This is a genomic window from Neptunomonas japonica JAMM 1380 (assembly GCF_016592555.1).
Classification (GTDB): Bacteria; Pseudomonadota; Gammaproteobacteria; order Pseudomonadales; family Balneatricaceae; genus Neptunomonas; species Neptunomonas japonica_A.
Map to the genome: position 1 here is coordinate 1,622,501 of NZ_AP014546.1, position 13,643 is coordinate 1,636,143.

Genomic DNA, 13,643 nt, shown 5'->3' on the forward strand with positions numbered 1-13,643 from the left:
ACGTCCGTCGTGAAAAGGGAAACAACCCAGACCGCCAGCTAAGGTCCCAAAGTTCTAGTTAAGTGGGAAACGATGTGGGAAGGCTTAGACAGCTAGGAGGTTGGCTTAGAAGCAGCCACCCTTTAAAGAAAGCGTAATAGCTCACTAGTCGAGTCGGCCTGCGCGGAAGATATAACGGGGCTAAAACTAGACACCGAAGCTGCGGATGCCATTTATGGCATGGTAGAGGAGCGTTCTGTAAGCCGTTGAAGCGGAAGCCGGGAGGCACCGTGGAGGTATCAGAAGTGCGAATGCTGACATGAGTAACGATAAGGGAGGTGAAAAACCTCCCCGCCGGAAGACCAAGGGTTCCTGTCCAACGCTATTCGAGGCAGGGTGAGTCGGCCCCTAAGGCGAGGCAGAGATGCGTAGTCGATGGGAAACGGGTTAATATTCCCGTACTGGTTATAACTGCGATGGAGGGACGGAGAAGGCTAGGCAAGCGCGGCGTTGGTTGTCCGCGTTTAAGGTAGTAGGTTTAGAGCTTAGGTAAATCCGGGCTCTTATAAGACTGAGAACCGATGACGAGGTCCCTTGAGGACTGAAGTTGTTGATGCCATGCTTCCAGGAAAAGCTTCTAAGCTTCAGGTTATAACGAACCGTACCCCAAACCGACACAGGTGGTCAGGTAGAGAATACTAAGGCGCATGAGAGAACTCGGGTGAAGGAACTAGGCAAAATGGTGCCGTAACTTCGGGAGAAGGCACGCTGCTGGCGGTGATGAGCTTTACGCTCTAAGCTGCTGGCAGTCGAAGATACCAGGTGGCTGCGACTGTTTATTAAAAACATAGCACTCTGCAAACACGAAAGTGGACGTATAGGGTGTGACGCCTGCCCGGTGCCGGAAGGTTAATTGATGGGGTTAGCTTCGGCGAAGCTCTTGATCGAAGCCCCGGTAAACGGCGGCCGTAACTATAACGGTCCTAAGGTAGCGAAATTCCTTGTCGGGTAAGTTCCGACCTGCACGAATGGCGTAACGATGGCCACACTGTCTCCACCCGAGACTCAGTGAAATTGAAATCGCTGTGAAGATGCAGCGTACCCGCGGCTAGACGGAAAGACCCCGTGAACCTTTACTATAGCTTCACAGTGGACTTTGACATTACTTGTGTAGGATAGCTGGGAGGCTTTGAAGCATGGTCGCTAGATCGTGTGGAGCCAATCTTGAAATACCAGCCTGGTACTGTTGAGGTTCTAACTCTGTTCCCTAATCGGGATCGAGGACATTGTGTGGTGGGTAGTTTGACTGGGGCGGTCTCCTCCCAAAGAGTAACGGAGGAGCACGAAGGTACCCTCAGCATGGTCGGAAATCATGCATTGAGTGCAAGCGCATAAGGGTGCTTAACTGCGAGACAGACACGTCGAGCAGGTACGAAAGTAGGTGCTAGTGATCCGGTGGTTCTGTATGGAAGGGCCATCGCTCAACGGATAAAAGGTACTCCGGGGATAACAGGCTGATTCCTCCCAAGAGTTCACATCGACGGGGGAGTTTGGCACCTCGATGTCGGCTCATCACATCCTGGGGCTGAAGCCGGTCCCAAGGGTATGGCTGTTCGCCATTTAAAGTGGTACGCGAGCTGGGTTTAGAACGTCGTGAGACAGTTCGGTCCCTATCTGCCGTGGGCGTTTGAGATTTGAGAAGAGTTGCTCCTAGTACGAGAGGACCGGAGTGAACGAACCTCTGGTGTTCCGGTTGTCACGCCAGTGGCATTGCCGGGTAGCTACGTTCGGACGGGATAACCGCTGAAAGCATCTAAGCGGGAAGCCCCCTTCAAGATGAGATCTCGCTGGGAACTTGATTCCCCTAAAGAGCCGTTTAAGACTAAGACGTTGATAGGCTGGGTGTGGAAGCGCTGCGAGGCGTTGAGCTAACCAGTACTAATTGCTCGTGAGGCTTGACCATATAACGCCAAAGGCGTGTGGGAAGCATGTAGTAAAGATAAGATTACAGAGTAGTGCTTGTGAATAGACCAAGACAAAGAAAAGCCTTCATCAAATCCATGTTGTGACAGTTTATGCTTGGCGACCATAGCGAAATGGAACCACCTGATCCCATCCCGAACTCAGAAGTGAAACGTTTTAGCGCCGATGGTAGTGTGGGGTCTCCCCATGTGAGAGTAGGTCATCGCCAAGCTTTTAATAGAGAACCCTGATCACTTCGTGATCAGGGTTTTTTTATGCCTGAAAGAAAACTTTGTGAGTAACTATTGCTTAAGGCTTATGAAAGGAAGCACATTAACAAAAGCAAATTTCAGACGGGATTAGGAAATAATGTTGTTATAAATCAATTCAATGAGTACGTCATTGTGTAATTATTATCTTAGCAACTATCTTTGGATAGTTAGATTTTAAAGGATTAGCTCCTTGTTCTTAACGGGCTTATATCGTGAAGTCGGGGTAAATACAATGAACCCTCAAGATGCCTTCTTTCATATCAATGGACCAGTGATCTTCTTTACTTGGAAGCCGAGTGAAAACTGGTCAGTCAACTATGTCTCGGACAATATTCAACAGCTAGGTTATTACTCGAAAGACTTTATTAGTGGAGTAGTTAATTATTCGGACTTAATACACCCAGATGATTTTCCTAAGATAAGAGGGGAGCTTGATCTTCATCTTCAGTTTGGTAGTCAAAGTTTTGAGCAAGAGTATAGAGTTAGAAATAAGTCAGGTGAGTATAGGTGGGTCGTTGATAGGACCTTGATTCCCCAGTCTTGTGCTGGTAGTTCAGAACATGCTTACGGTTATGTCATAGATATTACGGAACGCAAGGTATCTGATATACAGCGCAATAAAGCGAAAGATATGTATAGCCAACTCTTTCAGCGCGGTAAGGCAATACAGCTTCTTATTGATCCTGAAACTCAGGCTATTGTAGATGCCAATGCTGCTGCACAAACTTATTATGGTTATAGCATTGAAGAACTCAAAAGTTTAAGTATTTCTGATTTGAACATCTTGCCGTCAGAACAGACACAGATTGAAATGGAGAGAGCACAGCTGGAAGAGAGAAGCTTTTTTAACTTTCAACATAAGCTAAAAAATGGTGACATACGTGATGTAGCAGTAGTATCTGGTCCTTTTAATGCCAATGGTAAAGAGATCTTATACTCAATTATTAATGACGTTACAGCGCAAAAAAGCGCCAAGCGTGAACTTGAAAGAAGTGAGGCAATGCTTCGCTCCTTTATTTCAACTACAACTGATGGTTTTATTACATTAGATCAATCGTTAAATATCACGCATTGTAATGTCCCTTTTTGCGAGATGCTCTCTTCTGCTAGGGAGAAGGTATTGGGAAGATCGGTTTATTCCTTTTTATCTTCACCCGATGAGATTTTTATTAGCACACTTCTTAGAACATTGAAGAATCAAAAAAACTGGAGCGTGGAAACGGTACTTAAAAAAGAGAGCGGAGAACTAATTTATGCTCAGCTTTCAGGTGGTCCTATTGAGAATGGTTCGGGTATTTTTGCTTTTATAACAGATATATCAATTCAAAAGCGTTCGCAAATGGAGTTGAAAAAACTATCTTTGGCTGTTGAGCATGCCGGTAGTTCTATTATGATTACCAATAAGCAAGGTGTTATTGAATATGTGAACCCTAGCTTTTGCAATATTACGGGTTACCTCTCCAGTGAAGTAATAGGGCAAACTCCTTCCATTGTCAGTACCGGGCATACAACAGAGCAAACTCATACAGATTTGTGGCAAACGATTCTATCGGGCAGTGATTGGCGAGGAGAAACCTATAATAGGACTAAAACGGGTGCTTTTTATTGGTCCTTTATGTCGATATCACCGATTAGCGATGAGAATGGAAATATAACTCACTTTGTAAGTGTTAGTGAGGATATTACTGAACAAAAGAAAGCACAGAATCAACTAGAAAAGTTAGCGTTATACGATCCTTTAACGGGGTTGGCAAATCGCCGATTATTTAATGACCGACTAAACCAGGCTGCGGCAATTTGCTTGCGCTCCACATCATCTGAACTGGCTTTAATTATGCTCGATTTAGATCGATTTAAGCTGATCAATGATACGCTTGGTCATGATGCGGGTGATGAATTATTGAAGATTATTGCTGAGCGGCTTCTTTTATGCGTACGAAAGTCAGACACGGTTGCGCGTATTGGTGGAGATGAGTTTACACTTTTATTGCAGAGCGTTAACGGACGTGACGATGCTCAAAAAATTGCCGAAAATATTTTGGAGGTTGTTAGTAAACCGTTACTGATCGGGAACCAAAAACTTAAGGTGACCTGTAGTTTGGGGATTAGTTTATTTCCTTTGGATGGTGATAATTCTGAGGATGTTATTAAAAATGCAGACCTGGCGTTATACCGAGCTAAAAAAGAAGGAAGAAATAGATGCATGTTTTTCCTTGAAGCGTACCGAGATGAAGCACTTCGCCAAGTGGCATTACAAACGCAGTAATGGTTATGTATGCCTTAAAAATGGAACTTTTATACCTCAATAGTTTCTCTTTACTTTACAATACAACGAATTTCACGCAGGTGCGTAATATATTTTATAATCAATGCTTGGATTGGTTTCCTGCTGTCATAGCAATTTGGTAAAGTAGTCGCCCAGAATTATTCACGTGTTGATTAATTGCCCCGCAGTTGAGATTGACGGCAAGCGCTGTTGGGGGTTAGTTATGTGCCGGTTTTTTGTAAGTTAGGATTGCTGAATGGCGGATGTTTGTTTTCAGATGAAAGGTACCGCTGTAACAGCGGTTGTTATGGATCTGTATGATTATTCTTGTGCTGCTTTTTTTCAGCAATTAAAGGATAAAATTGATTCAGCGCCGCAGTTTTTTAATGCATCTCCTCTAGTACTTAATTTATCTCAGTATAATGGTGTCTTACTGCCAGATCAGCTTATCCAAGTAGTTGCATCGTGCCGTGAGTTGGGTTTGCAGCCTATGGCATGTAAAGCGGTTACTGATGATTTGCTCAGTACGGTTCGACAGCTTGGGATGGCATCATTACCCGCATCAAATACTCGGGCTACTGAAATACAAGCTGAACCAGTTGCGCAAATTGTGGAATCTGTAGTGCAGGCAAAATTACGGCCGAGTAAGGTTATTACTAAACCGGTCCGTTCAGGGCAGCAGATTTATGCTGAAGGCTCAGATTTGATTTTGATGGCAGCTGTTAGTGAAGGCGCTGAAGTATTGGCTGATGGGCATATACATGTTTACGGCCCGCTGCGAGGCAGGGCTTTAGCGGGGGTAAAAGGTGATACTGATGCACGTATTTTCTGTCGCCAAATGGAAGCTGAGTTAGTGTCTATTGCTGGCTATTTTATATTAAATGATACGTTGCGAGAGCAGTGCTGGAAGCAACCAGCACATGCGTTTTTAGAGGGTGAATCCATTCAGGTTGCGGCTATTTAATATAATGCTGCAGTATGGGTTACCTAAATCGGGTTATGAGGAATCAAAGTGTCTAAAATTATAGTAGTGACCTCCGGTAAAGGTGGTGTAGGTAAAACAACGACGAGTGCTGCAATCGCAACAGGCTTGGCGCTACGCGGCTTTAAAACAGTCGTGATAGATTTTGATGTAGGTCTGCGCAACCTTGATTTGATCATGGGCTGTGAGCGACGTGTCGTATATGACTTTGTTAACGTTATTAATAAAGAAGCGAGCTTAAATCAAGCGCTGATTAAAGATAAGCGTACTCCAGGTTTATTTATTTTACCGGCTTCACAAACTCGCGATAAAGATGCTTTGTCGATGGAGGGTGTACAGACAGTATTGAATGACTTAGCGAAAGATTTTGAGTATATCATCTGTGATTCACCGGCAGGCATTGAGCAGGGTGCGCAGATGGCACTTTATTTTGCAGATGAGGCGATTGTAGTGACTAACCCAGAAGTGTCTTCTGTGCGTGATTCTGATCGCATTTTGGGCATTCTACAGAGCAAATCATTAAAATCTGAGCAGGGTGGTTCGGTTAAGGAGCATTTGTTACTGACTCGTTATAATCCAGAGCGTGTCGCTGCTGCAGAGATGTTAAGTGTTGCCGATGTCGAAGATATTTTGGCCGTTCCTTTGTTGGGAGTAATTCCAGAATCTGAGGCTGTACTTAAGGCATCTAACCAAGGTGCGCCAGTTATTTTGGATCAAGACTCGGAAGCAGGCCAAGCATACCTTGATGCTGTCTCTAGACTGTTAGGCGAAGAAGCAGAGCACCGTTTTCTTGAGGTGCAGAAAGTAGGTTTCTTGAAGCGCCTGTTAGGAGGTAAGAAGTGAGTATTTTTAACTACTTTTTGAAAAAAGAAAAAAAGACATCAGCATCAGTAGCTAAAGAACGCTTGCAGATTATTGTTGCTCATGAGCGTAATAAGCGGCAGCAACCAGATTATCTGCCGTTAATGCAGCAGGAAATTATCGATGTGATTCGTAAATACGTGAGCATTGAAAATGACCAAGTGTCGGTGCAGCTAGATAACAATGATGACTGCTCGGTATTGGAACTGAACATCACATTGCCGGAATAACTGCTGCGTGAATAAGACGTAGCTAAATAAGTATGGATGAGCGGCTTGGCGGTTTGGTAGTAATGTTCTTAATGCTGCTAAATAAGTCGTTTTTACATGGGAGATAAGGGTGACTCAGTTTCGACCTTGTATCGATTTACATCAAGGCCAAGTCAAACAAATTGTTGGCGGTAGTCTTAACGATGGCGGTGCAAAAACCAATTTTGTTAGCGCCTATGATGCGGCTTATTATGCGCGCTTGTACCATAAGCATAACCTTACGGGGGGGCATGTTATCGCGCTTGGTCCTGGGAATAAGGAGCAGGCATTACTGGCCTTGAATACCTGGCCTGACGGTTTGCAGTTTGGTGGTGGAGTTAATCATGAAAATGCTGTTGGGTTTCTTCAAGCCGGCGCTTCACACGTAATTGTTACCTCCTATCTTTTTGAAAATGGTCGCTTTTCATGGGAGCGCCTTGAGCAGATTAAAGCTGAAGTAGGTGCGCAGCGTTTGGTTTTGGATCTTAGCTGTCGACGTACAGGTTCTGGTTGGAATATTGCAACGAATCGTTGGCAAACCGTGACTGAAACCAGTATTGATCTTGATACATTGCGTGAGCTAGAAAAGCATTGCGCTGAGTTTTTAATTCACGCAGCTGACGTTGAAGGTTTGCAAGCTGGTATTGATAAAAACTTAGTTAAGTTGCTGGGGGAGATAGTTACTATTCCTGTTACATATGCAGGTGGTGCCCGCTCGCTTGAAGATTTGCAGCAGGTAAGTCTTTTATCGGGGGGCAAAGTTGATTTAACCATCGGTAGTGCGCTGGATGTTTTCGGTGGCTCTGGTGTGACACTCGATGCATGTATTGATTGGAATAAAAATATAGCATCGTAAAGTAATAAGGTTAGCTTCAGACCAGTTTGTTTTTCTGCAGGACGCGGTAGATTTTTCGGCTGGTCTTGGCTAATTTTTCAATGTCCCCCAAGCCTGGCTTTTCCCCTTGTTGCAGCCGCTGTTCCCAATCGCCTATTTCAATATCAAGAAAATCAATCAGCTTTTTTGAGCAACCATTGCAGATGCCAGAACAGAGGTCACTCACAGGAAGTTCAAAAGGGATGGTAAAACGTACTTCCTCAATCAGTTGCTCCATGGCTGTTGTGGCGTTGGGTTTCACTGGCTCCTCCTGTTTGTTTAGCTGCTAGAGTGATCTCTTATTTTAAAGTGTTTAAGCGAGTTAGCATTGATATATGACAGTTTTGGGAATGAGCCTGTTGATATATTCCTATTTGGAATTGAAACTATAAAAATTATGAATTTGTATAATTCGTAGAGCTCGATTAGGATGGCGACATATTAAAGATTGCATGCTCGTAAATAGCGTGCAAATAGGATTCTAAGCTAGCTTGCGTAGCTTCTTAGACGCGTTTTTAGCCAGATACAGGAGAAGGTTCTGATGGCGAGTAAGACATTATATGACAAATTATGGGATCAGCACCTTGTTCGTCAAAATGAAGATGGCAGTGCATTAATCTATATCGATCGTCAGATTCTTCACGAAGTTACATCGCCTCAGGCCTTTGAAGGGCTGCGCCTTGCCGGTCGAAAATTATGGCGTATAGATGCCAATTTGGCGACGCCGGACCACAATGTGCCCACAACCGAACGTGCAGGCGGTGTAGACCTTATCGTCGATCCGGTATCGCGCATTCAGGTACAAACCTTAGATGATAACTGTGATGATTTCGGTGTTGTTGAATTCAAAATGAATGATACACGCCAGGGTATTGTTCATGTGGTCGGCCCGGAGCAGGGCATGACGCTTCCTGGGTCGACTGTTGTTTGCGGTGACTCTCATACTTCTACGCACGGTGCGTTTGGTGCCTTAGCGCATGGTATCGGAACTTCTGAAGTTGAGCATGTGATGGCAACTCAGTGTTTGATCGCTAAGAAAATGAAAAATATGTTAGTGCGTGTCGATGGCCAGCTAGGTATTGGCGTTACTGCAAAAGATGTTGTATTGCATATCATTGGCGTGATTGGTACAGCCGGCGGTAATGGGTGTGCTATTGAGTTTGGTGGCGAAGCCATTCGTAGCATATCAATGGAAGGCCGTATGACAATCTGTAATATGGCCATTGAAGCAGGTGCTAGAGTAGGGCTTGTTGCTGTTGATCAAACAACCATCGATTACTTTAAAGGACGTCCATTCTCACCAACAGATGCTCAATGGGATGCTGCAGCGGCTGCTTGGAAAGATCTAGTATCAGATGATGATGCTGAGTTTGATACGGTTGTTGTTATTAAAGCTGAAGATATTATTCCTCAAGTTACATGGGGAACATCTCCTGAAATGGTAGTAGATGTAACGGCTACAGTGCCTAACCCTGAGAATGAATCTGATCCGACTAAAGCCGATGGTATTCGTCGTGCCTTGCAGTATATGGGATTGAATGCTGATCAAAAGATTACTGACATTCAATTGGATCGTGTATTTATTGGTTCTTGTACTAACTCACGTATCGAGGATTTGCGAGCCGCTGCTGCTGTAGTTCAAGGGCGTCAAGTTGCTTCTACAATTAAACAGGCATTAGTCGTCCCAGGTTCTGGATTAGTTAAAGCACAAGCAGAAAAAGAAGGCCTAGATAAAATATTTGTTGAAGCGGGTCTTGAATGGCGTGAGCCGGGTTGTTCTATGTGTTTAGCAATGAACCCTGATAAGTTGGGAAGTGGTGAGCATTGCGCTTCTACCAGCAACCGTAATTTTGAAGGTCGTCAAGGTTTTGGTGGGCGTACGCACCTTGTTAGTCCTGCAATGGCCGCAGCGGCAGCTGTTACCGGACACTTTGTTGATGTTCGTGAATTGATGGGCAGTTAAGGCCGCCGTGGCTTATTGAGAAGGAAAAATATAATGAAAAATTTTACTAAAGTAACGGGTATTGCTGCGCCGTTAGATCGTGCCAATGTTGATACTGATATGATCATCCCAAAGCAGTTTTTGAAGTCTATTAAGCGCTCTGGTTTTGGTCCCAATTTATTTGATGAGTTACGTTACTTAGATGAAGGTCAGCCTGATCAGGATTGTGCTGGCCGTCCATTAAATACTGAGTTTGTCTTGAATAAAGAGCGTTATCAAGGTGCTGCAGTATTGTTAGCGCGCAAGAATTTTGGTTGCGGTTCAAGCCGTGAACACGCTCCATGGGCATTAGATGATTTTGGTATTCGTTGTGTGATAGCACCTAGTTTTGCTGATATTTTTTATAACAACTGTTTTAAAAATGGCTTGTTGCCCATCATTCTGAATGATGAGCAGGTCGATCAATTATTTTGTGAAGTTGAAACCGCTGTAGGTTATCAGTTAACAATTGACCTAGAAAAACAAGTCGTTGTTACGCCAAGTGGTGTTGAAATGGAATTTGAAGTAGATTCTTTTCGTAAGCATTGCTTGTTAAATGGCTTGGATGATATTGGTTTGACGCTTCAAAATGCCGCAGATATCAAAGACTATGAAACACGCCGTCGCCAAGAAGCTCCATGGTTGTTTGATGCCATCAAGTAATAGAAGTAGATAAGTTAAGGATTTTGAAATGAGTAAAAATGTTCTGATTTTGCCAGGTGATGGTATTGGTCCCGAAATTGTAGAACAAGCTAAGCGTGTTTTAGAGCTAGTGAATGAGCAGTATTCACTAGGGCTTGAGTTTACAGAAGCACTAGTTGGTGGTGCCGCTATTGATGCAGACGGTATACCGTTGCCTGAAGCCACGCTGGACGCGGCTAAAAAAGCGGATGCTATTCTTCTTGGTGCTGTTGGTGGGCCTAAGTGGGATGCTATTCCTGATTTTCAGATTCGTCCTGAGAAAGGCTTATTGGGTATTCGTTCGAACCTGGGTTTATTCGGTAATCTACGCCCAGCTATTCTTTATCCTCAATTGGCGCATGCCTCTTCGTTGAAGCCTGAAATTGTTTCAGGTTTAGATATTTTGATTGTTCGTGAGCTGACAGGCGGTATCTATTTTGGTCAGCCTCGTGGTGTGCGTGTCAAAGAGGGTGGTGTTCGCGAAGGTTACAACACGTATGTGTATGATGAGAATGAGATTCGCCGTATTGGTCGAGTTGCATTTGAAGCGGCACGCCAGCGCGGTAAAAAACTGTGCTCAGTTGATAAAGCTAACGTACTAGAAGTGACAGTATTATGGCGTGAAATTATGGACGACCTTGCTAAGGAATATCCCGACGTAGAACTAAGTCATATGTACGTTGATAATGCTGCAATGCAGCTGGTGCGTGCGCCAAAACAGTTTGATGTTATGGTTACTGGCAATATGTTTGGTGATATATTATCAGATGCCGCAGCAATGCTGACGGGATCGATTGGCATGCTTCCTTCTGCATCTTTGGATGTTAACGGTAAAGGGATGTATGAGCCGTGTCATGGTTCTGCTCCCGATATAGCAGGTCAGGGTAAGGCAAATCCGTTGGCAACCATTCTTTCAGTCGCTATGATGTTACGTTACTCGCTGAATGAAGGTGATACAGCAGATAAAATTGAAGCGGCTGTGAGCCAGGTTCTGGACCAGAATTTACGTACCGTAGATATTATGTCTGATGGAATGACAGTGGTTACTACCGCTCAGATGGGCGATGCTGTCGTTGCTGCACTTAAAGGCTAATTTTAATCGAGCTTAAATTAGAGCATAATGTGTTATTGGTCGGCTTTTTAGGAAGCCGGCTTTTGTTTTTATGTACTTTGTAATTTATTTAATTGGGGATACCAATGAAACGTGTAGGTTTTGTCGGTTGGCGCGGAATGGTGGGTTCTGTGCTGATGCAACGCATGATGGAAGAGCGCGACTTCGATTTTATCGATGAGCCTGTCTTTTTTACTACTTCACAGGTTGGCGGAGCTGGCCCGGATATTGGGAAGTCGATTCCGGCACTTAAAGATGCCACCAATATTGAAGAATTAAAAACGATGGACGCTATTATTTCCTGTCAGGGCGGAGACTACACGAAAGAGGTGTTCTCTAAACTACGTGAGTCTGGTTGGCAGGGGTACTGGATTGATGCAGCATCTTCGTTGCGTATGGCTGATGACAGTATCATTGTATTGGATCCAGTAAACCGTCAGGTAATTGATAAAGGTTTAGCCGCAGGTGTTAAAAACTTTATCGGTGGTAACTGTACGGTTTCTTTAATGCTGATGGGTTTGGGGGGGCTGTTTAAGTCTGGTCAGATTGAATGGCTAACATCAATGACCTATCAAGCCGCTTCCGGTGGCGGAGCGCGCCACATGCGTGAATTGATCAGTCAGATGGGTGTTATTCATAACTCTGTTGCAGATAAAGTAGACGTTAATGGCGCTATTTTAGATATTGATAAGCGTGTTGCGGAAACCATTCGTGGTGCAAACATGCCTGTAGACAATTTTGGTGTGCCATTAGCTGGCAGTCTGATTCCTTGGATCGATGTCGCCCTAGAGAATGGACAAAGCAAAGAGGAATGGAAAGGCTTTGTTGAAACTAACAAAATTCTTGGCCGTTCTGAAAGCCCTATTCCAATTGATGGAACTTGCGTGCGTATCGGCGCTATGCGTTGTCATAGCCAAGCATTTACTATTAAGCTCAAGCAAAATCTTCCGATTGACGAAATTGAAGCGATGATCGGTGAAGCAAATGATTGGGTTAAGGTTGTTCCTAATTCACGTGATATTACGGCAGCAGAACTAACCCCTGCAAAAGTTACTGGTACCTTGAGTGTTCCTGTTGGTCGTTTGCGTAAGATGAATATGGGTGGTCAATACTTAAATGCTTTCAGTGTTGGTGATCAGTTGTTATGGGGTGCGGCTGAGCCGTTGCGTCGTATGCTACGAATCTTGCTTGAACAAGCCTGATAAAATTCATATTTAGTTTTCAATAGCCCGACATTGTTCGGGCTGTTTTGTTTTGAGGGTGTAATGGATAGAGTGTTTGATGTTGTTGTTGTGGGCGCCACGGGTTTGGTTGGTGAAAATATCTTAAGTGTTCTTGAGGAAAGAGCTTTTCCGATAGGGAATGTATATCTGCTGGCTAGTGAGCGCAGTACAGGTACAAAAATTACTTTTAAAGGCCAGACGTTAACGGTGCAAAGTGTCGTTGATTTTGACTTTAGTCAAGCACAGATTGCTTTCTTCTCTGCATCTGAGGAAGTTGCAATTCAGTATGCGCCAATCGCAGCCGACGCCGGATGCGTAGTTATTGATACGAGTTCAGCGTTTTGTAATGACCCTGATGTACCCTTGGTAATTCCAGAAGTTAATGCATATAGAATTGCAGACTTTTCTATTAGAAATATGATCAGTATTCCTGATGCTCCACTGACGCAGTTGTTGTTGGCGCTAGCGCCAATTCATCGCTCTGTTGGTATTGATAGCATTAATGTATCAACGTATCAGGCTGTATCAGGTGTTGGCAGAAAAGGTGTCGGAGAGCTTGCTAAACAGACTACACAGCTACTCAATGCAAAAGAGATTGAGTCTCACGTATTTAGTAAGCAAATTGCTTTCAATGTTGTTCCTCATGCCGGTAACTTTCTTGAAAATGGCTATACTCAGGAAGAGATGAACTTAGTGTTAGGTACGCAGAAAATTTTGGATGATCCCTCTGTGCGTGTTAATCCTACCTGTGTTCGAGTGCCGGTATTTTTTGGTCACAGTGAGTCAGTCTCTATCGAGACCCAAGCATATATTAGTGCTGATGAAGTGACGGAAATATTACAGGCCGTCGAAGGTGTTGATGTCATTGGTAAAGATCATGAAATGGACTTTACAACCCCAGTTACAGATGCTGCCGGTAGTGATGTTGTGTATGTAAGTCGTGTTCGTGAAGATTTGCATGGACATCAAGGTATAAGTTTATGGATAACGGCCGATAACGTAAAAAAAGGTTCTGCTTTGAGTGCAGTACAGGTGGCTGAATTAGTTATAAATGACTACCTGTAAAGTGTCAGATCTGCCGCTTGATTGATAAAAATGTGTGTAATTGGAGAAATTACACTCTTATTTACTCAGTTTCTTGACCGATTGGCACTTATTAACAATACTTTGATCACATATCGGATCGGCAACTTGCTGATTATG

At 43.9% G+C, this 13,643-nt stretch carries 11 protein-coding genes and 2 rRNA genes (1 of these 13 cut by a window edge); 12 read left to right on the forward strand and 1 reads right to left on the reverse strand.

Annotated elements, in window-relative coordinates:
• The 7 genes from NEJAP_RS07575 to hisA all read left to right on the forward strand — a co-directional run.
• A 23S ribosomal RNA gene (locus tag NEJAP_RS07575) occupies positions 1 to 1,942 on the forward strand; it begins 950 nt to the left of the window's first position.
• Between the two features lie 115 nt (positions 1,943 to 2,057).
• Positions 2,058 to 2,173 (forward strand): 5S ribosomal RNA (rrf, locus tag NEJAP_RS07580).
• Positions 2,174 to 2,445: 272 nt separating this feature from the next.
• Entirely contained in the window at positions 2,446 to 4,479 is a 2,034-nt protein-coding gene (locus tag NEJAP_RS07585; RefSeq protein ID WP_201350038.1) for a bifunctional diguanylate cyclase/phosphodiesterase, read from the forward strand.
• Between the two features lie 256 nt (positions 4,480 to 4,735).
• Positions 4,736 to 5,443, forward strand: a complete 708-nt coding sequence (gene minC / locus NEJAP_RS07590) for a septum site-determining protein MinC (protein ID WP_201350039.1) — start codon at positions 4,736 to 4,738, stop codon at positions 5,441 to 5,443.
• Between the two features lie 48 nt (positions 5,444 to 5,491).
• Complete coding sequence (gene minD / locus NEJAP_RS07595; protein WP_028471084.1) at positions 5,492 to 6,304, forward strand: septum site-determining protein MinD; 813 nt, start codon at positions 5,492 to 5,494, stop codon at positions 6,302 to 6,304.
• Positions 6,301 to 6,552, forward strand: a complete 252-nt coding sequence (gene minE / locus NEJAP_RS07600) for a cell division topological specificity factor MinE (protein WP_201350040.1) — start codon at positions 6,301 to 6,303, stop codon at positions 6,550 to 6,552. The genes minD and minE overlap by 4 nt, the downstream gene beginning before the upstream one ends.
• A 109-nt stretch (positions 6,553 to 6,661) precedes the next feature.
• Entirely contained in the window at positions 6,662 to 7,426 is a 765-nt protein-coding gene (gene hisA, locus NEJAP_RS07605; protein ID WP_201350041.1) for a phosphoribosylformimino-5-aminoimidazole carboxamide ribotide isomerase, read from the forward strand.
• Between the two features lie 16 nt (positions 7,427 to 7,442).
• On the opposite strand, the gene NEJAP_RS07610 is transcribed toward hisA, so the two are convergent.
• Complete coding sequence (locus NEJAP_RS07610) at positions 7,443 to 7,706, reverse strand: hypothetical protein (protein WP_201350042.1); 264 nt, start codon at positions 7,704 to 7,706, stop codon at positions 7,443 to 7,445.
• Positions 7,707 to 7,985: 279 nt separating this feature from the next.
• Between NEJAP_RS07610 and leuC the strand changes: the two genes are divergently transcribed.
• From leuC to NEJAP_RS07635, 5 genes are all read left to right on the forward strand, one after another.
• Positions 7,986 to 9,407: a 3-isopropylmalate dehydratase large subunit gene (gene leuC / locus NEJAP_RS07615; RefSeq protein WP_201350043.1), complete on the forward strand. Its 1,422-nt coding sequence runs from the start codon at positions 7,986 to 7,988 to the stop codon at positions 9,405 to 9,407.
• Positions 9,408 to 9,440: 33 nt separating this feature from the next.
• Entirely contained in the window at positions 9,441 to 10,088 is a 648-nt protein-coding gene (leuD, locus tag NEJAP_RS07620; RefSeq protein ID WP_201350044.1) for a 3-isopropylmalate dehydratase small subunit, read from the forward strand.
• Positions 10,089 to 10,116: 28 nt separating this feature from the next.
• On the forward strand, positions 10,117 to 11,199 hold the full coding sequence (gene leuB, locus NEJAP_RS07625) for a 3-isopropylmalate dehydrogenase (RefSeq protein WP_201350045.1): 1,083 nt from the start codon (positions 10,117 to 10,119) through the stop codon (positions 11,197 to 11,199).
• A gap of 104 nt (positions 11,200 to 11,303) precedes the next feature.
• A complete protein-coding gene (asd, locus tag NEJAP_RS07630; protein WP_201350046.1) occupies positions 11,304 to 12,419 on the forward strand; it encodes an aspartate-semialdehyde dehydrogenase in 1,116 nt (371 codons plus the stop codon).
• Between the two features lie 63 nt (positions 12,420 to 12,482).
• Positions 12,483 to 13,505, forward strand: coding sequence for an aspartate-semialdehyde dehydrogenase (locus NEJAP_RS07635; protein WP_201350047.1), 1,023 nt, complete (start codon positions 12,483 to 12,485; stop codon positions 13,503 to 13,505).
• Positions 13,506 to 13,643 lie beyond the last annotated feature (138 nt).

Bases quoted from the DNA above. Each gene is read 5' to 3' on its own strand.
- NEJAP_RS07635 (WP_201350047.1), top strand. From the start codon at position 12,483: ATGGATAGAGTGTTTGATGTTGTTGTTGTGGGCGCCACGGGTTTGGTT.
- asd (WP_201350046.1), top strand. From the start codon at position 11,304: ATGAAACGTGTAGGTTTTGTCGGTTGGCGCGGAATGGTGGGTTCTGTG.
- leuB (WP_201350045.1), top strand. From the start codon at position 10,117: ATGAGTAAAAATGTTCTGATTTTGCCAGGTGATGGTATTGGTCCCGAA.
- minC (WP_201350039.1), top strand. From the start codon at position 4,736: ATGGCGGATGTTTGTTTTCAGATGAAAGGTACCGCTGTAACAGCGGTT.
- leuC (WP_201350043.1), top strand. From the start codon at position 7,986: ATGGCGAGTAAGACATTATATGACAAATTATGGGATCAGCACCTTGTT.
- leuD (WP_201350044.1), top strand. From the start codon at position 9,441: ATGAAAAATTTTACTAAAGTAACGGGTATTGCTGCGCCGTTAGATCGT.
- NEJAP_RS07585 (WP_201350038.1), top strand. From the start codon at position 2,446: ATGAACCCTCAAGATGCCTTCTTTCATATCAATGGACCAGTGATCTTC.